Annotated in this window: 30 protein-coding genes, 1 tRNA gene and 1 pseudogene; 25 read left to right on the top strand and 7 right to left on the bottom strand. The window is 73.1% G+C overall.

Features of this window, described 5'->3' with window-relative positions:
• The first annotated feature begins 5 nt into the window (after positions 1 to 5).
• The 9 genes from M0M48_RS15005 to M0M48_RS14965 all read left to right on the top strand — a co-directional run bounded on the left by M0M48_RS15005 (position 6) and on the right by M0M48_RS14965 (position 5046).
• Positions 6 to 1271, top strand: coding sequence for a glutamate-5-semialdehyde dehydrogenase (locus M0M48_RS15005; protein WP_257754488.1), 1266 nt, complete (start codon positions 6 to 8; stop codon positions 1269 to 1271).
• 75 nt (positions 1272 to 1346) lie between these two features.
• The gene (locus M0M48_RS15000; protein WP_257751761.1) at positions 1347 to 2009 is read left to right on the top strand and encodes a CDP-alcohol phosphatidyltransferase family protein; all 663 of its coding nucleotides are present in this window, start codon (positions 1347 to 1349) and stop codon (positions 2007 to 2009) included.
• The gene (locus M0M48_RS14995) at positions 2006 to 2467 is read left to right on the top strand and encodes a VTT domain-containing protein (protein WP_215816913.1); all 462 of its coding nucleotides are present in this window, start codon (positions 2006 to 2008) and stop codon (positions 2465 to 2467) included. Before M0M48_RS15000 ends, M0M48_RS14995 begins: the two co-directional genes overlap by 4 nt.
• A gap of 41 nt (positions 2468 to 2508) precedes the next feature.
• The gene (locus M0M48_RS14990; protein ID WP_215816943.1) at positions 2509 to 2673 is read left to right on the top strand and encodes a hypothetical protein; all 165 of its coding nucleotides are present in this window, start codon (positions 2509 to 2511) and stop codon (positions 2671 to 2673) included.
• Positions 2674 to 2680: 7 nt separating this feature from the next.
• Complete coding sequence (gene nadD, locus M0M48_RS14985) at positions 2681 to 3331, top strand: nicotinate-nucleotide adenylyltransferase (RefSeq protein WP_257759341.1); 651 nt, start codon at positions 2681 to 2683, stop codon at positions 3329 to 3331.
• Positions 3328 to 3726, top strand: coding sequence for a ribosome silencing factor (rsfS, locus tag M0M48_RS14980; RefSeq protein ID WP_257751760.1), 399 nt, complete (start codon positions 3328 to 3330; stop codon positions 3724 to 3726). The genes nadD and rsfS overlap by 4 nt, the downstream gene beginning before the upstream one ends.
• 2 nt (positions 3727 to 3728) lie before the next feature.
• Positions 3729 to 4340 (top strand): histidine phosphatase family protein, encoded by a 612-nt coding sequence (locus M0M48_RS14975; RefSeq protein WP_257751759.1) that lies wholly within the window; start codon positions 3729 to 3731, stop codon positions 4338 to 4340.
• Positions 4341 to 4420: 80 nt separating this feature from the next.
• Positions 4421 to 4493: transfer RNA gene (locus tag M0M48_RS14970), tRNA-Ala, on the top strand.
• 151 nt (positions 4494 to 4644) lie between these two features.
• Complete coding sequence (locus M0M48_RS14965) at positions 4645 to 5046, top strand: hypothetical protein (RefSeq protein ID WP_257751758.1); 402 nt, start codon at positions 4645 to 4647, stop codon at positions 5044 to 5046.
• On the opposite strand, the gene M0M48_RS14960 is transcribed toward M0M48_RS14965, so the two are convergent.
• Complete coding sequence (locus tag M0M48_RS14960; RefSeq protein WP_257751757.1) at positions 5043 to 5396, bottom strand: DUF805 domain-containing protein; 354 nt, start codon at positions 5394 to 5396, stop codon at positions 5043 to 5045. The two genes, M0M48_RS14965 and M0M48_RS14960, sit on opposite strands and share 4 nt — an antisense overlap.
• 11 nt (positions 5397 to 5407) lie before the next feature.
• Positions 5408 to 5917: a hypothetical protein gene (locus M0M48_RS14955; protein ID WP_257751756.1), complete on the bottom strand. Its 510-nt coding sequence runs from the start codon at positions 5915 to 5917 to the stop codon at positions 5408 to 5410.
• A gap of 107 nt (positions 5918 to 6024) precedes the next feature.
• On the opposite strand from M0M48_RS14955, the gene M0M48_RS14950 reads away from it, so the two are divergent.
• The 4 genes from M0M48_RS14950 to M0M48_RS14935 are packed head-to-tail and all read left to right on the top strand — an operon-like array spanning position 6025 to position 9649.
• Positions 6025 to 6477, top strand: coding sequence for a hypothetical protein (locus M0M48_RS14950; protein ID WP_257751755.1), 453 nt, complete (start codon positions 6025 to 6027; stop codon positions 6475 to 6477).
• Between the two features lie 51 nt (positions 6478 to 6528).
• A complete protein-coding gene (locus M0M48_RS14945; protein WP_257751754.1) occupies positions 6529 to 7884 on the top strand; it encodes a DUF6421 family protein in 1356 nt (451 codons plus the stop codon).
• The gene (locus M0M48_RS14940) at positions 7881 to 8570 is read left to right on the top strand and encodes an SDR family NAD(P)-dependent oxidoreductase (RefSeq protein ID WP_257751753.1); all 690 of its coding nucleotides are present in this window, start codon (positions 7881 to 7883) and stop codon (positions 8568 to 8570) included. Before M0M48_RS14945 ends, M0M48_RS14940 begins: the two co-directional genes overlap by 4 nt.
• Positions 8549 to 9649: a threonine aldolase family protein gene (locus M0M48_RS14935; RefSeq protein WP_257751752.1), complete on the top strand. Its 1101-nt coding sequence runs from the start codon at positions 8549 to 8551 to the stop codon at positions 9647 to 9649. The genes M0M48_RS14940 and M0M48_RS14935 overlap by 22 nt, the downstream gene beginning before the upstream one ends.
• Positions 9650 to 9696: 47 nt before the next feature.
• On the opposite strand, the pseudogene M0M48_RS14930 reads toward M0M48_RS14935, so the two are convergent.
• Positions 9697 to 10743: pseudogene (locus M0M48_RS14930) on the bottom strand (benzoate/H(+) symporter BenE family transporter); the annotation flags it as partial.
• Between the two features lie 88 nt (positions 10744 to 10831).
• Between M0M48_RS14930 and M0M48_RS14925 the strand changes: the two are divergent.
• A complete protein-coding gene (locus tag M0M48_RS14925; protein WP_257751751.1) occupies positions 10832 to 12232 on the top strand; it encodes an aminotransferase-like domain-containing protein in 1401 nt (466 codons plus the stop codon).
• On the opposite strand, the gene M0M48_RS14920 is transcribed toward M0M48_RS14925, so the two are convergent.
• Positions 12145 to 13638 carry an aminotransferase-like domain-containing protein gene (locus tag M0M48_RS14920; protein WP_215816904.1) on the bottom strand — a complete coding sequence of 498 codons (1494 nt, stop codon included), beginning with the start codon at positions 13636 to 13638 and terminating at the stop codon, positions 12145 to 12147. The genes M0M48_RS14925 and M0M48_RS14920 overlap by 88 nt on opposite strands.
• Positions 13639 to 13875: 237 nt before the next feature.
• Here M0M48_RS14920 and M0M48_RS14915 point away from each other — a divergent pair, with 237 nt between their 5' ends.
• The 4 genes from M0M48_RS14915 to M0M48_RS14900 all read left to right on the top strand — a co-directional run bounded on the left by M0M48_RS14915 (position 13876) and on the right by M0M48_RS14900 (position 18338).
• Positions 13876 to 14502 (top strand): AmiS/UreI family transporter, encoded by a 627-nt coding sequence (locus M0M48_RS14915; RefSeq protein WP_215816903.1) that lies wholly within the window; start codon positions 13876 to 13878, stop codon positions 14500 to 14502.
• Positions 14499 to 15971: an amidase family protein gene (locus M0M48_RS14910; RefSeq protein ID WP_257751750.1), complete on the top strand. Its 1473-nt coding sequence runs from the start codon at positions 14499 to 14501 to the stop codon at positions 15969 to 15971. The genes M0M48_RS14915 and M0M48_RS14910 overlap by 4 nt, the downstream gene beginning before the upstream one ends.
• Positions 15968 to 17500 (top strand): glutamine synthetase family protein, encoded by a 1533-nt coding sequence (locus M0M48_RS14905; RefSeq protein ID WP_257751749.1) that lies wholly within the window; start codon positions 15968 to 15970, stop codon positions 17498 to 17500. The genes M0M48_RS14910 and M0M48_RS14905 overlap by 4 nt, the downstream gene beginning before the upstream one ends.
• Before the next feature lie 112 nt (positions 17501 to 17612).
• Entirely contained in the window at positions 17613 to 18338 is a 726-nt protein-coding gene (locus tag M0M48_RS14900; protein WP_215816900.1) for a type 1 glutamine amidotransferase, read from the top strand.
• Here the strand turns inward: M0M48_RS14900 and M0M48_RS14895 are convergent.
• Positions 18323 to 19072: a YggS family pyridoxal phosphate-dependent enzyme gene (locus M0M48_RS14895; protein ID WP_257751748.1), complete on the bottom strand. Its 750-nt coding sequence runs from the start codon at positions 19070 to 19072 to the stop codon at positions 18323 to 18325. The genes M0M48_RS14900 and M0M48_RS14895 overlap by 16 nt on opposite strands.
• A 23-nt stretch (positions 19073 to 19095) precedes the next feature.
• Here M0M48_RS14895 and M0M48_RS14890 point away from each other — a divergent pair, with 23 nt between their 5' ends.
• The 3 genes from M0M48_RS14890 to M0M48_RS14880 are packed head-to-tail and all read left to right on the top strand — an operon-like array spanning position 19096 to position 21964.
• A complete protein-coding gene (locus M0M48_RS14890; protein WP_257751747.1) occupies positions 19096 to 20466 on the top strand; it encodes an aminotransferase class I/II-fold pyridoxal phosphate-dependent enzyme in 1371 nt (456 codons plus the stop codon).
• Positions 20463 to 21758, top strand: a complete 1296-nt coding sequence (glyA, locus tag M0M48_RS14885; RefSeq protein WP_257751746.1) for a serine hydroxymethyltransferase — start codon at positions 20463 to 20465, stop codon at positions 21756 to 21758. Before M0M48_RS14890 ends, glyA begins: the two co-directional genes overlap by 4 nt.
• A gap of 23 nt (positions 21759 to 21781) precedes the next feature.
• Positions 21782 to 21964 carry a hypothetical protein gene (locus tag M0M48_RS14880; RefSeq protein ID WP_215816896.1) on the top strand — a complete coding sequence of 61 codons (183 nt, stop codon included), beginning with the start codon at positions 21782 to 21784 and terminating at the stop codon, positions 21962 to 21964.
• Positions 21965 to 21997: 33 nt separating this feature from the next.
• On the opposite strand, the gene M0M48_RS14875 is transcribed toward M0M48_RS14880, so the two are convergent.
• On the bottom strand, positions 21998 to 22576 hold the full coding sequence (locus M0M48_RS14875) for a hypothetical protein (RefSeq protein ID WP_257751745.1): 579 nt from the start codon (positions 22574 to 22576) through the stop codon (positions 21998 to 22000).
• A 128-nt stretch (positions 22577 to 22704) separates the two neighbouring features.
• Between M0M48_RS14875 and M0M48_RS14870 the strand changes: the two genes are divergently transcribed.
• The 4 genes from M0M48_RS14870 (at position 22705) to sodN (ending at position 24559) form a co-directional block, all read left to right on the top strand.
• Positions 22705 to 23190: a YfbM family protein gene (locus M0M48_RS14870; protein ID WP_257754487.1), complete on the top strand. Its 486-nt coding sequence runs from the start codon at positions 22705 to 22707 to the stop codon at positions 23188 to 23190.
• Between the two features lie 72 nt (positions 23191 to 23262).
• Entirely contained in the window at positions 23263 to 23586 is a 324-nt protein-coding gene (gene fdxA / locus M0M48_RS14865) for a ferredoxin (RefSeq protein ID WP_257751744.1), read from the top strand.
• Positions 23583 to 24113, top strand: a complete 531-nt coding sequence (locus M0M48_RS14860) for a flavin reductase family protein (RefSeq protein ID WP_215816892.1) — start codon at positions 23583 to 23585, stop codon at positions 24111 to 24113. The genes fdxA and M0M48_RS14860 overlap by 4 nt, the downstream gene beginning before the upstream one ends.
• Positions 24114 to 24163: 50 nt before the next feature.
• Positions 24164 to 24559 (top strand): superoxide dismutase, Ni, encoded by a 396-nt coding sequence (sodN, locus tag M0M48_RS14855; RefSeq protein WP_257751743.1) that lies wholly within the window; start codon positions 24164 to 24166, stop codon positions 24557 to 24559.
• Between the two features lie 71 nt (positions 24560 to 24630).
• Here the strand turns inward: sodN and M0M48_RS14850 are convergent, their stop codons facing one another.
• Positions 24631 to 24828, bottom strand: a complete 198-nt coding sequence (locus tag M0M48_RS14850; protein ID WP_257751742.1) for a hypothetical protein — start codon at positions 24826 to 24828, stop codon at positions 24631 to 24633.
• Positions 24829 to 24832 lie beyond the last annotated feature (4 nt).

Here is a 24832-nt window from a genome sequence, read left to right as displayed (position 1 = left end):
GACACATCTATCCTTGGCCCATGACTGCCGAGGTCGAGGTCCGTGAGGTCGCGCAGCGCGCGCGTGTCGCCAGCCGGGGGCTGGCGCTGGCCACCCGGGCCCAGAAGGACGCCACGCTCCACGCGATGGCCGATGCCCTGGTCGCCCGCGCCGACGAGATCCTCGCCGGCAACGCCGAGGACGTCGCCCGGGCCGAGGCCGACGGTACGCCGCCCAACATCATCGACCGGCTCCGGCTGACCACCGAGCGCCTCGACGCCATGGCCCAGGGCCTGCGTGACGTGGCGGGGCTCGCCGACCCGGTCGGCGAGGTGGTCCGCGGTGGGGTGCTCGCCAACGGGCTCGAGCTTCGCCAGGTGCGCGTCCCCTTCGGCGTCGTCGGGATGATCTACGAGGCCCGTCCCAACGTCACCGCCGATGCGGCCGGCATCTGCCTCAAGTCCGGCAACGCGGTCCTCCTGCGCGGCAGCTCCTCCGCCCGCTCCAGCAACGCCGCGATCGTCGCCGTGCTGCGCGACGCGATCACCGCCGCGGGTCTCGACGCCGACGTGGTCCAGATGGTCCCCGGCGACACCCACGACAGCGTCAAGGCGCTGATGCGCGCCCGCGGCCAGGTCGACGTCCTCATCCCGCGCGGGGGAGCGGGACTGATCCAGTCGGTCGTCAACGAGTCGACGGTGCCCGTGATCGAGACCGGCGTCGGCAACTGCCACGTCTACGTCGACCGCGCGGCCGACCTCGACAAGGCGCTCGCCATCGTCCTCAACGCCAAGACCCACCGGACCTCGGTGTGCAACGCCGCCGAGTCGCTGCTGGTGCACGCTGACATCGCCGAGGCGTTCCTGCCCCGCGTGGTCGCCGCGCTCCAGGAGGCCGAGGTCGTCGTCCACGGCGACGCCGCCTTCGCCGCGCTCGACGGCGTGCTGCCGGCCACCGACGACGACTGGGGCCAGGAGTACCTCTCGCTCGACATCGCCGCGCGCGTCGTACCGGACCTCGACGGGGCGCTGGAGCACATCCGCACCTGGTCCAGCGGGCACACCGACGCCATCGTGACCGACGACCAGGGCGCCGCCCGCCGGTTCGTCGCCGAGGTCGACTCGGCCGCCGTGCTGGTCAACGCCTCGACCCGGTTCACCGACGGTGGCGAGTTCGGCTTCGGCGCCGAGATCGGCATCAGCACCCAGAAGCTCCACGCGCGCGGCCCGATGGGCCTGCCCGAGATGACCTCGACCAAGTACGTCGTCATCGGCGACGGCCACGTCCGCTAGCGGCGTCGCACCCCGTTCCTCCCCGTTCACCTCCCGATACCCGGATCCGCGAGGGTCCCGCGATAGGTTGCGCCCATGGCAGGCTCCCCGGACCGGATCTACGCCGATCCGTCCGACGAACGGCTCTTCACCGGAGCCACGATCATCACGTTCGTCCGTACCGTCATCACCCTCGCGATCGCGGTCTGGGCGGCGTACGACGAGAGCCTGACCTGGATCGTGATCGGCCTGGTGACCTACTGGGTCGGTGACAGCATCGACGGCGAGTGGGCGCGCTGGCGCGACTGCGAGACCCGGATGGGCGCGGTCGTCGACATGATGTGCGACCGGCTCAGCTGCGGCGCGCTCTACGTCGGCCTGATCTGGCTCCAGCCCGGCGGGTGGATCAGTGACGAGCCGATGACGTGGATCGGCATCCCGATCGCGATCTACCTCTTCGAGTTCATGGTCATCGACATGTACCTGTCGCTGGCCTTCCTCGCCTGGCCGATCCGCAGCCCCAACTACTTCCACGTGATCGACCGCCGGATCTACCTCTGGAACTGGTCGCGCGTCGGCAAGGCCGCCAACTCCGGGGCCTTCGCGGTCATCCTGCTCGTCACCGGCTGGGTCTGGCTCGGCACGATCATCGCGATCGGGCTGCTGGTGCTCAAGTGCGTCTCGCTGCGCTGGCTGCTCCAGCTCGGCGTCCCCGTGCCGGAGCGCACCGACGTGAACGGGAAGGCTGCGGCGGCATGATCCTGTGGCTGACGACGTTTGCCTTCAGCATCGCGTCCGCCCTGCTCCCGTTCCTGCCGATCGAGGTCTACATCCTCGGTGCCGGTGCCGCCGAGGGTGGCACCGCCGCCGCGATCTCGCTCGGGATCGCCGCCGGCGCCGGTGCCACCGTCGGCAAGGTGATCGTCTACGAGGCCGCCCGCCGCGGCTCGGAGTCGAAGTGGGCCCAGAAGAAGCTCTCCGGGCCCAAGATCAAGGCCAGCTACGACAAGTGGATGGGCCGCATGCAGGGCCGCCCCTGGTACGCCGCGGCCATCATGTTCCTCGCCGCCTCCGTCGGCATCCCGCCGCTGCTGGCCATGGCGGCCATCGGCGGCATCCTCAAGATGCCGATGTGGGCCTTCGTGCCCACCGTGTTCGTGGGCCGCACCATCCGCTTCACGCTGCTCTTCCTCGGCGTGGACTTCGCGATCCACTAGGGAGTGCGCGGGCCCCGGCCGGGGTTGGATACGATGCGCCCATGCTCAGCCAGATCAGCCAGGCCGCCGTCCTCGCCGTCCGCGCCGCGGAGGAGCACGGCGAGCCCGCCGTGAACCCGTGGTACATCGGCGGCGCCGTGCTGGCCTTCCTCCTGTTCCTGCTGCTCGGACTGGTGTGGTTCGGCGGCGGCCGCGACCACAGCTGAGCCTCTCGTGACGGGGTCGGCATCCGCCGGGCCGGCCGCCGGCCGTCGTACCCGGATCGGGGTGATGGGCGGCACGTTCGACCCCATCCACCACGGTCACCTGGTGGCCGCGTCCGAGGTCCAGGGCTGGTTCGACCTCGACGAGGTCGTCTTCGTGCCGACCGGCCAGCCGTGGCAGAAGGCGGACCGTCAGGTCTCGCCGGCTGAGCACCGGTACCTGATGACCGTGGTCGCCACGGCGGCCAACCCGCGGTTCACCGTCAGCCGCGTCGACATCGACCGGGACGGGCCGACGTACACGATCGACACGTTGCGCGACCTGCGCGCGGAGCGGCCGGACGCCGACCTGTACTTCATCACCGGCGCCGACGCGCTCACCGACATCTTCAGCTGGCGCGACGCCGACGAGCTGTTCGCCCTGGCCCATTTCGTCGGCTGCACCCGGCCCGGCTCGGAGATGGACCCCGCGACACTTGCGCGAATTCCGCACGACCGGGTGACCATGGTGGAGATCCCCGCGCTGGCGATCTCGTCGACCGACTGTCGGCAGCGGCAGCGGGCGGGCCAGCCCGTCTGGTACCTCGTGCCCGACGGCGTCGTCCAGTACATCACCAAGCACGGGCTCTACCCCGCCACCCACTCGACCGGAGAACAATGACCGCCACCGACCACGCCGTGACCCTCGTCCGGACCGCGGCCCTCGCCGCCGCCGACAAGCTCGCGACCGACCAGCTCGCCTTCGACGTCAGCGAGCAGCTCGCCATCACCGACGCCTTCCTGCTCGCCTCGGGCGCCAACGACCGCCAGGTCCGCGCCATCGTCGAGGAGATCGAGGACAAGCTCCGCGAGCTCGACGCCAAGCCGATCCGCCGCGAGGGCCACCGCGACGGCCGCTGGGTGCTCCTGGACTACGGCGACGTCGTGATCCACGTCCAGCACGCCGAGGAGCGCGAGTTCTACGCCCTCGAGCGGCTCTGGCGTGACTGCCCGGTCATCGACCTCCCGGCCGAGATCAACGGGCCCACCGCTCCCGCCGCACCGGCCGAGGACTGAGCGTGACGGTCGCGCCCGACCGCCGCCTCGTGCTGGTCCGGCACGGCCGGACCGCCTGGAACGCCGCGCTGCGCATCCAGGGCCAGACCGACGTCGAGCTCGACGAGGTCGGCCTCGAGCAGGCCCGCACCGTCGCGCCCCTCGTGGCCGCGCTGCCGCCGGCCCTGGTGTGGTCCAGCGACCTCGCCCGGGCCCGGTCCACCGCCGAGGAGATCGCCAAGGAAGCCGGGCTCGTGCCGTCGTACGACGCGCGGCTGCGGGAGTTCCACCTCGGCGACTACCAGGGCCTGACCCACGCCGAGCTCGGCGCCACCGACGGCCACGCCCTCACCCGCTTCCGCCTCGGCGAGTGGGACGACATCCCCGGCGCCGAGACCGCCGACCAGGTCGCCACCCGCTACGCCGCCGCCCTCACCGACCTCGCCACCGCCCTCGCCCCCGGCGAGACCGGCGTTGCCGTCTCCCACGGCGCCGCCACCCGCGTCGGCCTGGTCCGCTTCCTCGGCTGGCCCCTCACCGTCGCCCAGGACCTGCGCGGCCTCGGCAACTGCGGCCGCGTCGTGCTCGACCAGCGGCCCTCGGGGGAGTGGGCGCTGGCGTCGTACAACCTGTGAGGCACCCCGATTTCACCTCGCGGGGATCCTTTGGCTAGTATTCCGGTCGTTGCTTCGCCCCAGGGCGCGGCGATGACCCCGGGGGTGTGGCGCAGCTGGTAGCGCACCTGCATGGCATGCAGGGGGTCAGGGGTTCGAGTCCCCTCACCTCCACCGGATGACGAAGAGCCCGGCCGCTGAAGCGGCCGGGCTCTCGTGCTTTTTCGGCTCAGGGGCAGCGGCTAGCGAGCCGGGAACCGGCGATTCGCGCACCAGGGCCGACCCGGTGTTGCCCGGTGTCGCCAGCACAGATGAGCCTGACTCCATGAGTTCTCGGCTCAGTGGTTCCGAAGGAGGGCAGGCGATCCGACCGACCGGCGTCGTCCTCGGGGCGGTCCTCCTGCTGGTGGGATGTGGCACCGGCAGTGGCCCCGACCGTGGGGCGCCGGCCGCTCCCGGATCGCCGGCCACGGGGGGAGCGACGACGGGGACAGCGGGCGTCGTCGACGTCCAGTCGTGCGCCGAGCTGATCGAGGCCGGGTGGGCGCCACCGCCGGAGGAGGCGCCGGACCTGTCCTGGGACCCCGCCACGGGGATCACGTACGTCACCTTCGCTGGCGAGCAGCTGGTGCTCGACATCAAGAACGACGCCCGGTGCCCCGAGCTGCCCGTGGTCGGCGGGATGCTCCGGCGGGCCCTCCAGGACGCCGGGCTACCCGAGGGCTAGTGCTCGGCGGGCGGCGGGCCGTAGGGGTTGGTCTCGTTGTCGCCGGGTGAGGCCCACCAGAGGATCAAGGCGATCAGGCCGAGCACCGGGACGAGGATGAGCAGGAGCCACCAGCCGGAGCGGCCCACGTCGTGCAACCGCCGTACGGCGACCGCGGTCGTGGGGACCAGCAAGGCGAGGGTGAGCAGTGCCGTGGCCAGGTCGGAGACCGTGCCGGGGATGAGCAGGGTCAGGTTGGTGGCGATGGTGACGGCCAGCTGGAACCACCAGAACTCGCTGCGGCGGGCGCGGCCGGTGAAGGCGTAGTACTTCGTGCTGAGGCCCGTGGTGACGGCCTCGGTCGGACCCATCGGGCCTCTGGTCAGCGGGAGACGCGCTTGCCTGCCCAGCGCAGGGGGGTGCTGGTGCCGCGCTGGCATGCGCCGACCTTGTAGGAGAACGTGCCCTGGGTGACCTTGCGCTTCTTGGCGACGAGCTTGCCGGTGGCCTGGAGGCGGTACTGCGTGCCGTTGGCCAGGGTGCCCGCGTAGACGCGGTTGAAGCGGCCGTTCTCCTTGACCTTCATCGTGGGCATGGACTGCGCGATGAGCCGGACGTCGAGGCCGCAGATCACGTTCATCGTGACGATCCACTTCTTGATCACGCGGCCGTTCTTGGCGACCTTGAACTTGATCTCGAGCCGGTCGAGCGGGTTGGGCTCGGTGGGCGTCTCGGCGCCGCGGTAGGTGCCGTCCGGGCTCTTGGCCTTGGCCCGCTCGGCGACGGCGACGGACCCGGGGGTGCCGGCGGCGTGGACCGGAGTGGGGGAGGCGGTGAGCAGGAGACCGAGGGCGAGGAGGAGCACGGTGAGGGCCCGAGCGATGGCGCGCATGGCCAGCACGCTAACACTGCGGTCCGCGTCTCCCGGCTGGATCGGCGGGCGGCGCCTACGCTGGGGGAGCGGGAGCAGCATCGTCCTGAGGTGAACGAGGAGGCGGCGTGTCCAACACCGGCTGGGGCTCGTCGTTGTGGGAGCAGGCGCAGAAGGTGCGCGTCACCAAGGGAAAGATCGAGGCGCCCGTGCGGGCCGACGGGACCCACGGGATCGAGGTCGGCGACTTCTCGGTGACGGGGTCGCCCATCCCCGCCACCGGTACGACGCCCGGCCGGCGGGCAGGCGGCCGGCCCCGGGTGGTCGCCTGCTTCCTCCTCAGTACGGCGCTCAACCTCGCGGCCCTGCGCTTCGTGGTCGACCGCGACGACTTCCTGGACGAGGGGACGCCGTGGCTCCCGCTCACGCTCGCGCCGCTCGCCCTGTCGGTCCTCGTCGCGGCCCTCGTACGGCGGCGGTGGGGCCGACCGGCTGCGCGGGCGGTCCGCTGGGGTGCGCTCGCGCCCTTCGCGCTCCTCGTGCTCGTCTTCGCCGTCTTCGCGATGTCGATGACCAGCTAGAACCCGCACAGGAGTTGAACGGACAGGAAGATTTCCTGTCTAATGGGTCTCATGACGGAGATTCTTTCGACCGACCGTGACTCCCTCGTCGCCCAGCCGGCGTGGCGGACCCTCAAGGACGCCGTCGAGGAGATCCGTCCGTGGCAGCGCGCCGACGGGTCCATCGACTTCGACGCACCCGAGGCGCCCGCGCGCGAGACGGTGTCCGCGGCGGTCGGCCGGGTGGTGGAGGCGGTCGAGGTGCTCTCGCCCCTCCTCCCGTACGACGCCGCCTACCACCGCGCGCTCGGGGCCGACCTGCGGCGGTGGGCCGAGGGTGGGTTCGGGGTGCCCGACTTCCTCGACTCGCTGATGGCGTTCGAGCCGGCCCGGGAGCGTACCGACGGGCGCCGGCACCTGGTCGTGTTCCCGATGTACACCCAGAACGGCAACCCCGACCGCAACCTGGAGGCCGTCGTCTTCACGATGGTCTGGCCCGACTGGCTGGCCGAGCTCGAGGCGACGCGCTACGACAACCCGCTGTTCTGCGGGATCACCTTCGACGACTTCACCAGCGGCTACGACACCAACTCGGCGGTGCTCTTCCCCGAGACGGTCGCCGTGCGCGAGGTGCCGGACCGGTTCAGCTGGGGTGCGATCTTCTGCGACCGCGAGGCGGCGCGCTTCCGCCGGGTCAGCGAGGCGGCCGTGGACCTGCTCGGGGTCGAGGTGCCCGACGAGGTGCGCGACCTGATCGACGACCAGCAGCGCAGCCAGGACGCGTTCGTGCTCTGGGACATGGTCCACGACCGCACCCACAGCCACGGTGACCTGCCGTTCGACCCGTTCATGATCAAGCAGCGCCAGCCGTTCTGGATGTACGGGCTCGAGGAGCTCCGCTGCGACCTCACCGCGTTCAAGGCGGCCGTCGAGCTCGAGGCCGAGGGCGTGGCCCAGGCCAAGGACGTGCAGCACGCGATCCTGCTCGACCGGATGTTCCGGTTCCCGGTGACCGGCACGCGCACCCGCAACTACGACGGCCTCGGCGGCCAGCTGCTCTTCGCCTACCTGCACCAGCACGACGCGCTGCGCTGGACCGACAACAAGCTGCGCATCGACTGGGACCTCGCGCCCCAGGTGACCAACGCGCTGTGCACCGAGATCGAGGACCTCTACCGCGACGGCATCGACCGGCCCAAGCTCGTGCACTGGCAGGCCGGCTACGAGCTGGTCAGCCGCTACCTCGCGCCGCACCCGGCATCCAAGTGGGCCCGAGGCGCCGAGGCGCTCGACCTCACCAAGCTGCCGCGTGAGCTGGTCGACGACGTGCTGCCCGACGAGTTCCCGCTGAGCATGTTCTTCGAGGCGCTGGCCAAGAAGCTCAAGAACGTCATCGCCGAGACCCGCGGCATCACGGCCGCCGCATGACCCGCGTCGTCGCGGTCGCCGGGGCCGGTGGTCCCGCCGGCCAGGCAGCAGTACGACGGCTCGCCGCGGCCGGCTTCACGGTCGCGGCCGCCGACGCCGACCCGGTCCGGCTCGCCCAGGCGACCGCAGCGACGGACCGTGCGGTGGTGGACCTGCTCGACGCGGCCGCCACGCGCGGGTGGGTCGACGATGTCGTCGCCCGGCACGGCCGGCTCGACGGGATGGTCCACCTCGTCGGGGGCTGGCGCGGGGGCAAGGGGCTCACCGCCGAGGCGCTCGACCACTGGGCGGTGCTCGAGCCGCTGCTCGTCCGCACCCTCCAGCACACCTCGCTCGCCGCGCAGGACGCGCTCGCCGCGGCGCCCGCCGGGCGGTTCGTGGTGGTCAGCGCGGCCGGTGCGGGCGCGCCGACCGCGGGCAATGCGGCGTACGCCGCGGCCAAGGCCGCCGCGGAGGCCTGGACCCTCGCGCTGGGCCATGCCTTCGCCAAGGCCGGCACGACGGCCGCCGCTACGATCGTGGTGGTCAAGGCCCTGGTCGACGAGGCGATGCGGGCGGCCCGTCCGGACGCCGCGTTCGCCGGGTTCACCGATGTCGACGAGCTGGCCGCGACCATCGCCGGTCTGTGGGACCGGCCGACCGCCGAGCTGAACGGAGAGCGCCTGTGGCTGACGCCGCGACCCTGACCACCTCCGGGACCACCGCCGCGCAGCGGCGGCACGATCCCGAGGCCCGCCAGTTCGCGAGCGACAACTACGCGGGCGCGCACCCCGAGGTGCTGGCCGCGATCGCGCTGGCCAACGGGGGCCACCAGGTCTCCTACGGCGAGGACGTCTACACCGAGCACCTCCAGACGATCATGGCCGGGCTGTTCGGCCCGGGCGTCGAGGCCTACCCGGTGTTCAACGGGACCGGCGCCAACGTCGTCGGCCTCCAGGCGCTCACCGACCGGTGGGGCGCGGTGATCTGCGCCGAGTCCGCGCACATCCACGTCGACGAGGGCGGCGCCCCCGAGCGGATGGGCGGGCTCAAGCTGCACACCGTGGCGACCCCCGACGGCAAGCTCACCCCCGAGCTGGTCGACCGGCAGGCCTGGGGCTTCGACGACGAGCACCGCGCGATGCCGCAGGTCGTCTCGATCACCCAGTCGACCGAGCTCGGCACGCTCTACACGCCCGGCGAGATCCGGGCGCTCGCCGACCACGCGCACGGTCTGGGTCTGCGCCTGCACCTCGACGGGGCCCGGCTGGCCAATGCGGCCGCGGCGCTCGGCGTACCGGTGCGGGAGTTCACGACCGACGCCGGCGTCGACCTGCTCTCGTTCGGCGCCACCAAGAACGGCGCGCTCGCCGGCGAGGCCGTCGTCGTCCTCAACCCCGAGGGCGTCAGCCACCTCAAGCACCTGCGCAAGCTCTCGATGCAGCTGGCCAGCAAGATGCGCTTCGTCTCGGTGCAGTTCGAGGCGCTGCTCGCCGACGGTCTCTGGCTGCGCCTGGCCGGTCACGCCAACGCGATGGCCCAGCGGCTCGCCGCCGGCGTGAGCGAGGTCGACGGGGTCGAGGTGCTCTACCCGGTGCAGGCCAACGGCGTCTTCGCCCGGCTGCCGCACGACGTCAGCCGCCGGCTCATGGAGCGGCACCGGTTCTACTTCTGGGACGAGGCGGCCGGCGACGTGCGCTGGATGTGCTCGTTCGACACCACCGAGGACGACGTGGACGCGTTCGTCGGCGCCCTGCGCGAGGAGATGGGCCGCAGCGCTACGTAGACCGCGGATCCCGCGACCACGCCCCAGAACGCGCTGCCCACGCTGAGCAGCACGACGCCGCTCATCGTGACGGCCAGGGTGGTGAGCGCGGCGACGCCGCTGCGCGAGTCCCCGCTCGTCGCACCGCTGAGCGCGGTCAGGGTCGAGCCGAGCAGGGCGACGGCCGCCAGCGCGGTGATCGTCTCGGCCGGGATCGACTGGAAGCCCGCGACCAGGAAGCCGCCGAACACCCCCACCAGCAGGTACGCCGTCCCGGCCGAGAGGCCCGCGATCCAGCGCCGGTCCCGGTCCGGGTGCGACTCGGGACCCGTGGCGATCGCGGCCGTGATGGCGGCGATGTTGATGCCGTGGTTGCCGAACGGCGTGAGCACCGCCGACGCCGTCGAGATCGAGCCGACGAGCAGCCGGTCGTCGGGGCGGTAGCCCTCGGCCCGCAGCAGGGCCAGGCCCGGCGCGTTCTGAGAGGCCATCGTGACGATGAACAGCGGGAGCCCGATGCTCACCAGCGCGGCGGGGTCGAAGGTGGGCATCGTCAGCACCGGGACGGTGACCGCGAGGCCGGTGCTGATCGGCTCGAAGGCGCCGGTGACCGCGGCGACGACGATGCCGACGACGAGCGCGGCGAGGACGGCGTACCGGTCGAACCAGCGCTTGCCGGCGAAGAACGTGACGATCACGCTGCCGGCCAGCAGGGGAGCGGAGGCGAAGGCGCCGGTCGCGGTGACGACGAAGGGCAGCAGCACGCCGGCCAGCAGGGCCTGCAGCACCGGTGCGGGCACGTGGTCGAGCAGCCACCCGAACCACCCCGTCCAGCCGACGACCGCCGCGGCGACCGAGGCGACGAGGAAGGCGCCGACGGCGTCGGAGAAGGCGATGCCCTCCAGCGAGGCGATGAGCAGGGCCGCGCCGGGGGTGGACCAGGCGACGATGACCGGGATCCGGGTGCAGGCGCTCAGCACGATGCTGCACACGCCGTTGCCGATCGAGACCGCCCAGACCCAGGACGCCGTGTGCGCCTCGTCGAGACCCGCGGCCCGGGTGGCCGCGAGCACGATGAGGAACGGGCCGGAGTAGTTCACCAGCGCCGAGATCATCCCGGCCACCACGGCGGAGACGGAGGCGTCCCGGCCGACGGCGCGTAACGCCTTGCGTGCAGAGTGAGTAACGTTATCTACTGCATTCATGAACGACGATAACAGAGCCGCGGAGATCGCCGAGCTCCTGCGCCGTCGGGCTGAGACGATGGCGGTGGGCGACCGGCTGCCCGGGGTGCGTCAGCTCTCCCGCGAGCTCGCCGCGAGCGCGGCGACCGTCTCGGCCGCACTTGCCCGGCTCACCGCGCTCGGCCTGGTCCGGGCCGAGCCGGGGCGCGGCACGTTCGTCGCCGGCCGCCGGGCGCAGCCCGAGCCGGACTACAGCTGGCAGTCGCAGGCGCTGGGCCGGGCCCGGGTCGACCCGCGCCGCGCCGGCCGGCTCGGCGCCCACGGCGGCGCCGAGGACATCCAGCTCTCCTGGGGCTACACGGCGGCCGAGCTCCAGCCCACCGAGGCCCTGCGCGCCCAGGCGAGCCGGGCCGCGCGCAGTGCCCGGGCGTGGTCGATGGTGCCGGTCGCCGGCCTGCCCGACCTGCGCCGGGTGCTCGCCGCGGACTACGACGCCGAGCCCGGGGACGTCCTCGTCGTCCCCGGTGGCCAGCAGGCGCTGGTCTTCGTGCTGCGCACCCTGGCCGAGCCGGGGGACACGGTGCTCGTCGAGAGCCCGAGCTATCCGGGCGCGGTCCTCGCCGCCCAGGCCGCGGGCCTCGAGCTCGCCGCGGTGCCTGCGGACCTCGACGGCATCCGGCCCGACCTGCTCGCCGACGCGCTGGAGCGGACCCGGGCCCGGGTGGTCTACCTGCAGCCCGGCTGCGCGAACCCGACCGGCGCGGTGCTCAGCCCGGAGCGGCGGGTCGAGGTGCTGGCCCTCGCCGCGGAGCACGGCGCGTTCGTCGTCGAGGACGACTGGGCGCGGCACCTGGGGCTCGACGGCCCGACGCCGCTCCCGCTGCTCACCGAGGACCCGCACGGGCACGTCGTGTCGATCGCGACGCTGACCAAGGTGGTCGCGCCCGGCCTGCGGATCGCCGCCGTGGTCGCCCGCGGGCCGGCGGGGGAGCGGCTGCGGACGGCCCGGATCGCCGAGGACATGTGCGTGCCGGCACTGCTCCAGGAGACCGCGCTGGGGCTGCTCACCGCGCCCGCCTGGCCGCGCCACCTCAAGGTGCTGCGGGCCCGGCTGACCGAGCGGCGCGACGCGATGATCGACCACGTGCGCGAGCACGGTCCGCACCTGCGGCTGACCCATCCGCCGCGCGGCGGCATCCACCTGTGGGTGCGGGTGCCGGAGGGCGTCGACACGGCCGCCCTGGCCGGAGCGGCGCAGGCGGCCGGGGTGCTCGTCGGGGACGGGGCGCACTACTTCGTCGACGAGCCGCCGGCGCCGTACGTGCGGTTGTCCTACAGCGCCGCGTCGGAGCCCCAGATCGCCGAGGGCGTACGACGCCTGGCCGGGCTCGTCGCCGAGCGTGCGGAGTCGTCGGCGTAGCCGGCCCAGGTCGCAGCCAGCCGGGCGAGCCCCTCGGCGAGCGCCGGTGCCGGCTGCACGAAGCCGATCCGCAGGTGGTCGCGGTGGGAGCCGTTGCCGGTGAACGTCTCGCCGGTGGCGACCGCGACGCCGCTGCCGACCGCCTGGGCGGCGAACCGGGCCGCGTCGCTGCCGGCGGGCAGCTCGACCCACAGCGAGCGTCCGCCGTGGGGCTCCTGCCAGGACCACTCCGGCATCCGCTCGCGCAGCAGCGAGGTGGTCAGCGCGAGCTTGGTCCGGGCCTCGTCGACCCGGCGGGCGCCGATCTCGTCGGCGCGCTGGAGCAGCTCGAGCGCGACGAGCTGGGAGATCACCGAGGTGCCGAGGTCGTAGGCGCTCTTCATCCGCACCAGGCTCTGGATCAGTGACTGCGGGGCCCGCAGCCAGCCGACCCGCAGCCCGTCCCAGAGCAGCTTGCTCGTGCCGCCCACGGTGATCACCCGGCGCTCGTCGAGGAAGGCCGCGAGCGGCGGCGCCGGCGCCGGCTCGAACAGCTGGTCGGCCAGGATGTCGTCGTCCACCACGAGGCCGCCGCTGTCGTGGACCAGCCGGGCGAGCAGCTCGCGGTCGCCGGCGGGCATCGAGTGCCCGGTGACGGTGTGGCAGGTGGTCATCACGTAGAACAGCGGCTGCGCTTGGCCGGCGACGTGCTCGGCGGCGGCCGCGATCCGCTCGGGGTCGGTCAGCGCGGGCACGCTCAGCAGCCGGGCCCGGCGCATCCGGGCGAGGTCGAGCAGGCCGAGGTAGGTCGGCGCCTCGACCACGAACGGCGCCGTACGACGGCGCAGCAGCTGGGTGCTCATCGCCAGGCCCTGCTGGGCGCCCGCCGTGATCAGCACCTGCGCGGGATCGGTCGGCAGGCCGCGGCGGGTGTACCAGTCAGCCACCCACGCGCGCAGCTCGGGCTCGCCCTCGGTGTGCTGGGTGGCGAGCATCGCGCGGGCGAACACCTCGTCGGCGGTCGAGCGGATCGCCTCGCGCATCTCGCCCAGCACCGCCGGCGTGCTGATCGAGAGGTTGATCAGGCCCTGGCTGTGGGCGGGCTCGCGGTCGGCGGTGCCGTCGGTCAGGTCCATCATCCGCGGCAGGGTCGCGGCGCCGGGCGCGGAGGTGACGTAGCTGCCGCTGCCGACCCGGCGGTCGAGCGCGGAGATCGCCTCCAGGCTGGCGTAGGCGCGGACCACGGTGGTGCGCGAGACGCCGAGCGCGGTCGCCAGCGTGCGCTCGGCGGGCAGCCGCTGGCCGGCCGCGATCCGCCCGTCGCGGATCAGCTCGAGGAGCGTGTCGCTGACGATCCGGTGGCGCTCGCCCTCGCCGCGCAGGCGGGTGCTCAGCTCGGCGGTCAACGCCGCGGACAGATCCATCATGTGATGTCCATTACCTCGAATTGGCCTCTTGCATGACCCCCGTCACATCGCAACGATACCGACACCTCGGGCCAATCGGACGGGTGATGGAGGTGCCAAATTGGACTGGTCTTCGCCGCCGCGCTCGCGCCGCCCGTCGCCCTCGCGCGCGCCGGCCGACCTGCCGGCGTGCGCTCTCCGCACGACGTGGCTCGGCACGTCCGCCCTCCCTCAGCACGATCATCAAGGAGTTTCGGTATGAGTAGCCTGGCCCTCTTCTTCGTGGGTTCCGTCCTGCTGTGCAACGGCCTCGGGTTGTTGGGGCGGCTCAGCCCCAAGGACACCGCGCCGATCAACCTGTTCATCGGCCTCACGCTCGTCGCGACCGTCGGGGTCACCGCGCTGCCCGTCGCGGGCGGCAGCGAGGCCGAGCTGTCGACAGTGCTCGGCAGCGCGGGCTTCCTGCTGTTCGCGTTCACCTATCTCTACGTGGCCCTCAACAACTTCCGGGACCTGCCGGGCCAGGGTCTGGGCTGGTACTGCGGCTGGGCGGTCCTGGTCTCGCTGATGCTGGCGTGGGTGAACTTCGACCGCTTCGACGACCCGAAGTTCGGGGCGATCTGGCTGTCGTGGGCCGTGCTGTTCTCGGCGTTCTTCCTGGTGCTCGCCCTCGGGCTCGACAACCTCACCGTGGCGACCGGCTGGCTCACCGTGCTCCAGGCCTTCACGACCACGACCCTTCCCGGCGCGCTGATGCTGACCGGGCGCTGGGCCGACGTGCCCACCGCCGTGGTCGTCGCCGCGCAGGTCGCCGTGGTCGTGGTGTTCGTCGCGGTGGCGACCGTGCGCCGGCCGGTCGCGACGCTGGAGGTCGCGAGCGCATGAGCCAGGTCGCACCGCCGGCCCCGGTGGCCGGGGCCGAGCTGGCCTTCCGCTCGGTGGACGAGCTGCTCGCGGGTTTCCGGTCCCGGGCGTTCGCGCCCTCGGAGGTCCTCGACGAGGTGCTGGCCCGGGCCGAGCGCTACGCCGCGCTCAAGCCGTTCCTCACCCTGGACGCCGACGGCGCCCGCCGGGCCGCCCGGATCGCCGACGACGGCTACGCCCGGGGCGCGCAGGAGCCGGCCCGGTCGCTGCTCGGCGTACCGGTCACGATCAAGGACCTCCTGCGGACCAAGGGACTGCGCACCACGCGCGGCTCGCTGGTCTCGGCGAGCCTGGTCCCCGACGAGGACGCGCCGGCCGTGGCCCGGCTGCGGGCCGCTGGTGCGGTGGTGGTCGGCAAGACCAACACCAGCGAGGGCGGCTGGAAGGGCGATGCGGGCAACCGGCTGATCGGTCCCAGCGCCAACCCGTGGGACCCGCGCTTCAGCTCGGGCGGGTCCAGCGGCGGTGCCGGAGTCGCGGCTGCGCTCGGGCTCGGGCCGATCGCGGTGGGGACCGACGGCGGCGGCAGCGTGCGGATCCCCGCGGCGTTCTGCGGGGTGGTCGGCTACAAGCCGACGTTCGGCCGGATCCCGTACTACCCGGCCTCGCCCGAGGGACTCTCGCACGTCGGCCCGCTGACCCGCAGCGTCGCGGACGCGGTGACCGCGGTGCGGCACATGGCCGGCTACGACCCGCGGGACCCGACGAGCGTGCCGGGCCGGGGCGCCGTCGTCCCGGCCTCGCGGCGGCCGCTGCGGATCCGGCTGGTCACCTCGCTGGGGTTCGCGACCGCCGGACCCGAGGCCTGCGCCGCGACCCGTACGGCGGCCGCGGTGCTCGCCGGGGCCGGGCACGACGTGGTCGAGCTCGACCTGGACCTCCCGGACCAGCTCGGCACGATGATGACGCTCTGGGCCGGCCACGAGTCGGTCGCCTACGGCGACGACCTCGACCAGGTCGCCGACCGGCTCGACCCGGGCCTACTCGCCCTCATCAGGTACGGCCGCACGCTCTCGGCGCGCGACCTGGCCGGTGCCCACGAGCGGCGGGCCGCGCTGCGCCAGCGGATGCGCGAGGAGCTGGAGGCGTTCGACCTCCTGCTCACCCCGACGATGCTCGGCACGGCGTTCCCCCTGGGGCTGGACGCCCCGCCCGAGGAGGCGGCCGCAGATGTCGTGGGCCTCGGGTGGACGCCCTTCACCTACCTCTTCAACCTGACCGGGCAGCCTGCCGTCTCGGTCCCGGCCGGGCTCAGCCGCGCGGGACTCCCGCTCGGCGTCCAGCTGGTGGGGCGGCTGCACCGCGACGGCGACGTCCTCGCCGCGGCCGCCGACTACGAGGCCAACCGGCTGTGGCGTCCCGACTACCCGGGACTCGACCCGCAGCTCGACCACCCAACCGAAGGAACCGAAGGAGAAGAAGGCCGATGAACGAAGCAGCGAACCCGCGTCTGGAGGACCTGGCCACCGGCCGCGTGGGCTTCATCGCGGACCACGGGCTGTGGTCCGAGGCGCAGCAGCGCAAGGCCGAGCAGGTGCTCGCCGCGATCGACGAGCACGACCTCGACGTCATCCGGGTCGTGTACGTCGACCCGCACGGACTGACCCGCAGCAAGTCGCTGACCCCGTCGGCGTTCCGCTCCACGATGCGCAACGGCATCGACACCAGCCCCGGCGGCGTCATCTTCGACACCGGGCTGGACCTGGTGTTCAACCCGTTCGAGGAGGGCGGCGGCCTCGGCAACGAGGGGATGACCGGCGCGGCGGACTTCCTGCTGGTGCCGGACCCGGACACCTTCCAGGTGCTGCCGTGGTGCGCGGGCACCGGCTGGATCCTGGCCGACGAGTACCTCAAGTCGGCGACCCCGCTGCCGTACTCCTCGCGGCTGCTGCTCAAGCAGGCCCTGGCCCGGCTGGCCGAGCGCGGCCTGCAGATGGTGGTCGGGCTCGAGGTCGAGTGGTACCTCACCCACCTCGTCGACCGCCGCTACGAGGTCGACGCGATCGGCGGCTTCGGCAGCCCCGGTGAGGCGCCGGTCGTCGCGCCGCTCAACCTCGGCTACCAGTTCATGAGCGAGAACCTCTGCGACGAGGCCGAGGAGCACATCCGCGAGCTGCGGCACGCGATCACCGCGTTCGGGATGCCGCTGCGCACGACCGAGCACGAGTCGGGGCCGGGGCAGATGGAGTTCACCTTCGCGCCGATGGACGCGCTGGCGGCGGCCGACGCGATGGTGCTCTTCCGGACCGCGGCCAAGCAGGTCAGCGCCCGCCAGGGCCTGCACGCGAGCTTCATGTGCGCGCCCAAGCTGTCCGGCTTCGACGCCAGCGGCTGGCACCTGCACCAGTCGATCTTCGACACCGCGACCTCGTCCAACGCGTTCATGTCGACCAGCGACGACAGGATCGTCTCCGACCTCGCCCGGGCGTACGCCGGCGGCCTGCTGGCCCACGCGCCGGCGACGACGATCTTCGCGGCGCCGACGGTCAACGGCTACAAGCGGCTGAGCGAGCGGTTCTCGCTCTCGCCCGACCGGGCCACCTGGTCGGCCGACAACCGGGGCACGTACCTGCGGGTGCTGGGCGAGGCGAACGACCCGGCGTCCCACTTCGAGAACCGGGTGGGGGAGCCGGCCGCGAACCCCTACCTCTACATCGCCTCGCAGCTGGTGGCCGGGCTCAACGGCATCGACGAGGGCACCGACCCCGGTCCGATGTCGGTCGACCCGCACGACACGAGCCTGCCGCGGCTGCCCGGCAGCCTCGCCGAGGCCGCGGATGAGCTCGACCAGAGCGCCCTGTTCCGCAAGGAGTTCGGCGACGAGTTCGTCGACTACTACCTGCGGCTCAAGCGCAACGAGTGGCGTCGCTACACCGCGTCGCTCGCGGCCGACGGCATCGCCGACGACCAGGACGAGGTCACCGACTGGGAGCAGCGCGAGTACTTCCGCATGTACTGACCGCCCCGGCCGGTAGAAGCGGCCGGAGCGGAGCGGGTGGCTCACGAACGGTAGAAGCATTCGTGAGCCGCCCGCCCGGACTCTAACAACCCACCCTCAGGAGAAGGAGAAGATGAACCCCATCGACCGCACCGTCCTGGTGCTCCAGCACATCGGCTGCGAGCCGCCGGCCACCTACGAGGAGATCCTCACCGCGCACGGCCTGGCGGTGCACCGGGTCGAGCTCGACGAGGGCGAGCCGCTGCCGGACCACCACGAGTTCGCGGCGGTCGTCGTGATGGGCGGGCCGATGGGCGCGCTCGACGACGAGGAGCACCCCTGGCTCGCGGCGGAGCGGGCCTACCTGGCGCGCGCGGTGGCGCTCGGCGTGCCGTACTGGGGCGTGTGCCTCGGGGCGCAGCTCCTGGCGGCGTCGCTGGGCGCCCGGGTCTACACCGGCGAGGTCCCCGAGGTCGGCACGTACGACGTCGAGCTGACCGCCGAGGCCGCGCAGGACCCGGTGTTCGGCCTGCTGCCCGACCGGTTCTCGGTCTTCCAGTGGCACAGCGACACCTTCGACCTGCCCGCGGGCGCGCGGCGGCTGGCCCGCTCGGCGTCGTACGACAACCAGGTGTTCGCGGTCGGGTCGGCCTACGGCGTGCAGTTCCACGTGGAGGTCGGCGCCGATCTCGCGGCGGAGTGGGCGCTCGTCGACTCCTACCGCACCGCGCTCGAGGACCTGTACGGCGCCGCCGGCACGCGCCGGGTCCTCGACGAGCTGGCCGAGACCGCCGAGGCCAACCGCAAGGTGGCGACGACGGTCTTCGAGGCCTGGCTGGAGACCTACGTGGGCCAGTAGTGGTCGTCCGGGGTGGTGCGGGCGCCGAAGATCGCCTGCCCCACCCGGACGCAGCCCGCGCCCTCCTCGACGGCGATCTCGTAGTCACCGGACATGCCCATGGACAGCTCGCCCGGACCGATCAGGGCGGGATCGCTCGCCCGGACGCGGTCGCGCAGCGTGCGCAGCAGCCGGAAGCAGGTCCGCACGCGATCGGCGTCGGCCGAGAGCACCGCCAGCGTCATCAGGCCGCGCACCCGCAGCGTCGGGTAGCGGGGGAGCGCCGCGAGGAAGGCCGGCAGCTCCTCGGGAGGCAGCCCGAACTTGGAGTCCTCGGCCGAGGTGTTGACCTGGACGTGGACGTCGAGGGTGCGCCCGGCGGCCTCGAGCCTGCGGTCGAGGGCCTCGGCGACCTTGAGCCGGTCCAGGGCCTGGAGCTCGGTGGCGAAGGCGGCGACGTCCTTGGCCTTGTTGGACTGCAGGTGCCCGATCACCGCCCAGGCGACGGGCAGGTCGGCGAGCGCGCGGTGCTTGCGCTGGGCCTCCTGCACCTTGTTCTCCCCGAGCAGGGTGGCGCCCGCGGCGACCGCGAGCCGGAGCCGGTCCTCGGGGACGGTCTTGCTGACCGGCAGCAGCCGGACGCCGGCAGGGTCGCGCCCGGCGCGCCGGGCGGCGGCGTCGATGCGTGCCCGGACCGCGGCGAGGTTGGCCGCCACCTCGGCCGCGGTGCGCGCAGGGGGGTAGAGGTTTGGCATAGGCCAGATGCTACCTTTGGCCTATGCCAAACGGGAACGACGGCGGACAGGTCTCCGGGACGCCGATCACCGGCCGGACGGCGGGCGAGATCGCGGCCAGCGTCCGGGCCCAGGTCGACAGCGGCACGCTGGCCCCGGGGGCACCGCTGCCGCCGGTGCGCCACCTCGCCGAGGTGCTGGGCGTCAACCGCAACACGGTCGTCTCGGCCTACCGCCAGCTCGTCCAGGCCGGCGTCGCCCAGACCCGCGGCCGGGCCGGGACCACCGTCGCCGAGCGCCGCGAGAGCGCCGAGGAGGGCTTCGCGCGCGACACCGTGCTGCGCGACGTCGGCCACGGCAACCCGGCGCCCCGGCTGCTGCCCGACCTCGCGGCCGGCCTCGCCGCGGCGTCCCGGCCGGCCACGCTCTACGGCGAGCCGGTGATCGACCCCGAGCTGGCCGAGTGGGCGACCCGGTGGCTCGCCGCCGACCAGCCGCGCGACTTCCGGTTGACCGTGACCCACGGTGCGGTCGACGCGGTCGAGCGGCTGCTCGCCCAGGCGCTCACCCAGGGCGATGCGGTGGCGCTGGAGGATCCCTGCTTCCTGGCGAGCATCCACACGGTGCGGCTGGCGGGCTACCGCACCGTGCCCGTGCCGATCGACGACGAGGGGATGACGGTCGTCGGCCTGCGCGCCGCGCTGCGCGCAGGGGTGCGGGCCGTCGTGTGCACGCCGCGGGCCCACAATCCGACGGGGACCAGCCTCAGTGCGGCCCGCGCGGCCGCGCTGCGCGCGGTGCTCGCCGAGCACCCCTACGTCCTGGTCATCGAGGACGACCACTTCTCGCGCCTGGCGACCACCGGCTACCACAGCATCATCGGCCCCGGTCAGGAGCGCTGGGCGCTGGTGCGGTCGGTCTCGAAGTTCCTCGGCCCCGACCTGCGCCTGGCGTTCGTCGCCTCCGACCCCGAGACCGGCGGCCGGCTGGCCGCCCGGATCAGCCCCGGCACGACCTGGGTCAGCCACCTCCTCCAGCGGCTCGCGCGCACGTTGCTCCTCGACCCTGAGGCCGGCCGCCAGGTCGCGTCCGCCGCCGCGCACTACGCCGAGCGCAACGCCGCCTTCGTCGCCGCGCTCGCCGAGCACGGTGTCGCCGCCCGGGCCGGCGACGGGCTCAACGTGTGGGTCGACGTCCAGGACCAGGCGACCCGGGTCGCCCGGCGCCTCATGCAGCGCGGCTGGCTCGCCCGGTCCGGCGACGACTTCGGTCTCGTCGCGGGCGGTCGTGCGGCGCGGCACCTGCGGCTCACCGTCCACGACCTCGACGAGCACGGCGCCGCCGCGCTCGTCGCCGACGTGGCGGCCGCCGTCGCCGCCGCCGACACCCCCCACCCTCCGGAGAGGACACCATGACCGTCACCGACCCCACCCCGACCGCGCGCGTGCTCAACGCCGACCTGGACGAGATCGACCCCGCGATCGCCGAGGTGCTCGACGCCGAGCTCCGCCGGCAGCGGCGCGGCCTGGAGATGATCGCCAGCGAGAACGTCGCACCCCGCGCGGTGCTCCAGGCGCAGGGATCGGTGCTCACCAACAAGTACGCCGAGGGCTACCCGGACCGGCGCTACTACGGCGGCTGCGAGCACGTCGACGTCGCCGAGAGCCTCGCCGTCGAGCGGGCCAAGACGCTCTTCGGGGCCGCGCACGTCAACGTCCAGCCGCACTCGGGTGCCCAGGCCAACGCCGCGGTGCTCGCCGCGATCGCCCAGCCCGGCGACGTCATCCTCGGCCAGGAGCTCGCCCACGGCGGTCACCTGACGCACGGGATGCCCGCCAACTTCTCGGGCCGGCTCTACGACGCACGCTCCTACGGCGTCGACCGGTCGTCGTACCGGCTGGAGATGGAGCAGGTCCGCGAGCGTGCCCTCGCCGAGCGGCCGCGGGTGCTGATCGCGGGCTGGTCGGCGTACCCGCGGCACCTGGACTTCGCCGCCTTCCGCTCGATCGCCGACGAGGTGGGCGCGGTGCTGTGGGTCGACATGGCGCACGTCGCCGGGCTCGTCGCGACCGGTCTGCACCCCGACCCGGTCCGGTACGCCGACGTGGTCACCACGACCACGCACAAGACGCTCGGCGGTCCCCGTGGCGGGCTGATCCTGTGCGGCGCCGACCGGGCCCGGAAGATCGACTCGACGGTCTTCCCCGGTCAGCAGGGCGGGCCGCTCATGCACGTCATCGCGGCCAAGGCGACCGCCCTGCTGCTCGCCGGCACCCTGGAGTTCCGCGAGCGCCAGGAGCGCGTCGTGCGGGGCGCCCGGATCGTCGCGGAGCGGCTCACCGCTCCCGACCTCGCCGCGGCCGGGATCTCGGTGCTGACCGGCGGCACCGACGTCCACCTGGTGCTGCTCGACCTGCGCGACGCGACGCTGTCCGGCCTCGACGCCGAGCGCCGGCTGGGTGACCTGGGCATCACCACCAACCGCAATGTCGTCCCCTTCGACCCGCGTCCGGCCTCGGTCGCCTCGGGGCTGCGGCTCGGGACGCCGGCGCTGGCGGCCCGCGGCTTCGGCGACGCCGACTTCACCGAGATCGCCGATGTCGTCGCCCAGGCGCTCCTCGGTGCCGACCCGGACGCGCTGCGCGCCCGCGTCGACCGGCTCGTCGCCGCGTACCCGCTCTACGACGGCGAGTCCGCTCGGCGCTGAGGCCTCCGGTACTGTCCGGCACCATGCGGATCGTCGGCCTCCTCATCGCGCTCGCCATGGTGCTGGGCGGGGGCTTCATCGCGCTCGCGGGGATGGGCTACGTCGGATCGAGCTCGGACACGAGTCAGTCCTGGTCCATGCTCGGCTCCCTGATCGCCGGCCTGGGTGTCGCGCTCGGGATCTCGGTGGCGCGCCCGCCCCGCTAGGACGAGCGCGCCGGGTCGTTCGGGCCGGACTGCTCAGCGCAGGACGGGGAACCTCCGGACCAGTGCGGTCCGCGACCACGCGTGCCCCAGGCCCCAGGTGGCGCCGGCTCCGGCGAGGCCGAGCACCGCCATGCTGATCGCGCCGAGGACGTGCTCGTCGAGGACAGGGTTGTTGGCGGGCGGCAGCACGACCGTCCACATCAGCAGGTACATCACGAAACCGGCGATCGTCCCGAGCCGCATGCCGATGCCGAAGGTCAGTGCGACGCCGATGCCGAGCAGGCCGAGCATGAACGCCCAGTCCGCGAACGCCGTGCCCGCCAGGCCGTTCCAGAATCCCTTGAACGGACCGTCGGCGCCGAAGGCGAGGAAGCCCTCCGTGGGGCTCCCGCCGTGGATCCAGGCCGCGGGACCGAAGCGGTCGAGCGTGCCGGCCTGGTCGTAGCCGGTGTGGTAGCCGAGCGCGAGCAGCTTGTCGAAGAACGCCCACAGGAACGTCAGGCCGAAGGCGATGCGGAGTGCGGCCAGTGCCCGGCGGACGGCCGGGCCGGTGACGGCCGACTCCTCGTCGTGGTCGACGATGCTGTGGAGATGGGTGGCGATGGTGGCCATGGTCTCCTCCTTCTGGTGGTGGGGTGCTTCGAGTGCACCACCGGGCGCGGTGCCGGGGTCAGGGCCGCAGGTCGGCGCGCGAGGGGCCGAAGGTCCCGGAGCACGGCGCTACGCTCCGCACCGTGGGCATGCAGGCGGCGTACACGCTGGTCGACGAGGAGACCCTCGACCGGCTGGTCGGCCTCGACCCGGCCGGCCTGGGCGACGCGCTCGACGCGTTGGAGGAGTCCGGTGCGCCGACGACCTACCTCGACAAGTTGTGGGACGGCCTGCACTTCCTGCTCACCGGGGTCAGTGCGTCGGAGCCGCGCGAGGGTGATCCGCTCAGCGAGGCGGTCGTCGGCGTGCACGTCTTCGACGCCGAGGTGTACGCCGGCTGTACCGAGGCCGACGAGCTGGCGGCGGTCGTCGCGGCGCTCGAGGCGGTCGACGTGGCGGGGCTGCTGGCGGCGGCCGACCTGGCGTCGTACGACGGGGCGGGGGTCTACCCGCGGACCTGGACGGCCGATCCCGACGGGCTGCGCGCCGAGCTGGCCGAGGCGTTCGGGCTGCTCCTCGAGGTGCACCGCGCGGCGCTGGCCGCGGGGCAGCACCTGGTGGTCAGCATCATGTGACCTGCGTCGCTTCTCCTGGACCTCAAGTCAAGTTGAGGTTCTAGCCTTCGTTCCGAGAAGAACGGAGACCTCATGACGTACGTCATCTCGCAGCCGTGCGTGGACCTCAAGGACCGCGCCTGCGTCGACGAGTGCCCGGTGGACTGCATCTACGACGGGGAGCGGATGCTCTACGTCCACCCCGACGAGTGCGTGGACTGCGGCGCCTGCGAGCCGGTGTGCCCGGTCGAGGCGATCTACTACGAGGACGACCTGCCGGGGGACCAGAAGGTCTACCTGGAGGTCAACACGGCCTTCTTCGACACCATCGGCTCCCCGGGCGGCGCTGCCCGCTTCGGGGCGGCCCCGGACCACCCGCTGGTCGCCGCCCTGCCGCCCCAGGAGGAGGCGTCGTGAGCGGCACGGGCTCGCTGGGAGACCGGTTCAAGGCGGGCTTCCGGCGGCACGCCGCCGGCGTCGCGATCGTCGTGGGGGAGACCCCGGACGGTCCGGTCGGCACCACCGTGTCGAGCGTCGCATCCGTCAGCGCCGAGCCGCCGATCCTCTCGCTCTCCCTCGCCCGCACCGGTACGACGGGCGCCCGCCTCGTCGGCTGCTCCGCCCTGACCGTGTTCGTGCTCGCCGCCCGCCAGGACGGGCTCGCCGCGACCTTCGCCGACCGGCAGACCGAGCGGTTCACCGCCGAGCAGGGCTGGGTGCGCGACGAGCGCGGGCTGGTGCTGCCCGGTGCCGTCGCCACCTTCCGCGGCCGCCCCGCCCACGTGATCCCGGCCGGCAGCTCCTGGCTGGTGCTGCTCGACGTCGACGAGGTCGTCCTCGGCGCCCCGGACGCGCCGCTGGTCCACCACGACCGTGCCTACTGGACACCGGCCCCCGTGCCGGAGACCCGCGCCCAGCGCCCGCTGCGCGTGGTCGAGGGTTGAGCGCGCCGGCCGGCGCCGCCCGTCGTACCCATCACCGGAAAGGAACATCCATGCGCTTCTTCGCGCCCACCGTCGAGGTCGCCGCCCACTGCGACCTGCCCTGCGGCGTCTACGACCCCGCCCAGGCCCGCATCGAGGCCGAGTCGATCAAGGCCGTCATCGCCAAGGCCAACGACAGCGACGACCCCGACTTCCGCACCCGCGCGATCCTCATCAAGGAGCAGCGCTCCGAGCTGGTCAAGCACCACCTCTGGGTGCTGTGGACCGACTACTTCAAGCCCCCGCACTTCGAGAAGTACCCCCAGCTCCACACGCTGGTCAACGAGGCCACCAAGCTGGCCGGCGCGACCGGCACCAAGGGCACCCTCGACGCGGCCAAGGCCGACGAGCTCCTCGCCAAGATCGACGAGATCGCCGAGATCTTCTGGGCGACCAAGCAGGCCTGAACCCCCCTAGTCAGGCCGGGAACGGCCGGTCCGCGAGTCCCCAACGGCGCGCGGGCCGGCCGTTCGGCACGTCAGGGCCGCTCGTCCGGGCCGGTCGAGGGGTCCGTCGCGGGACCGGTCTCCGGGGAGCCGGGCTCGGTGTCGAGGCGCTCGGGGTCGTGGGCGACCTCCTCGCTGCGCCGGCGGTCCGCCGCGAACGCACCCACCAGGCCGAGGGCGACGAACGCCACGACGAGCACTCCGGCGATGATGGCGAGGGTCAGGATCATGTCC

This window comes from Pimelobacter simplex (assembly GCF_024662235.1).
Classification (GTDB): Bacteria; Actinomycetota; Actinomycetes; order Propionibacteriales; family Nocardioidaceae; genus Nocardioides.
The sequence above is the reverse complement of the archived record's forward strand: the minus strand, read 5'-3'. Positions and strand labels throughout refer to the sequence as shown.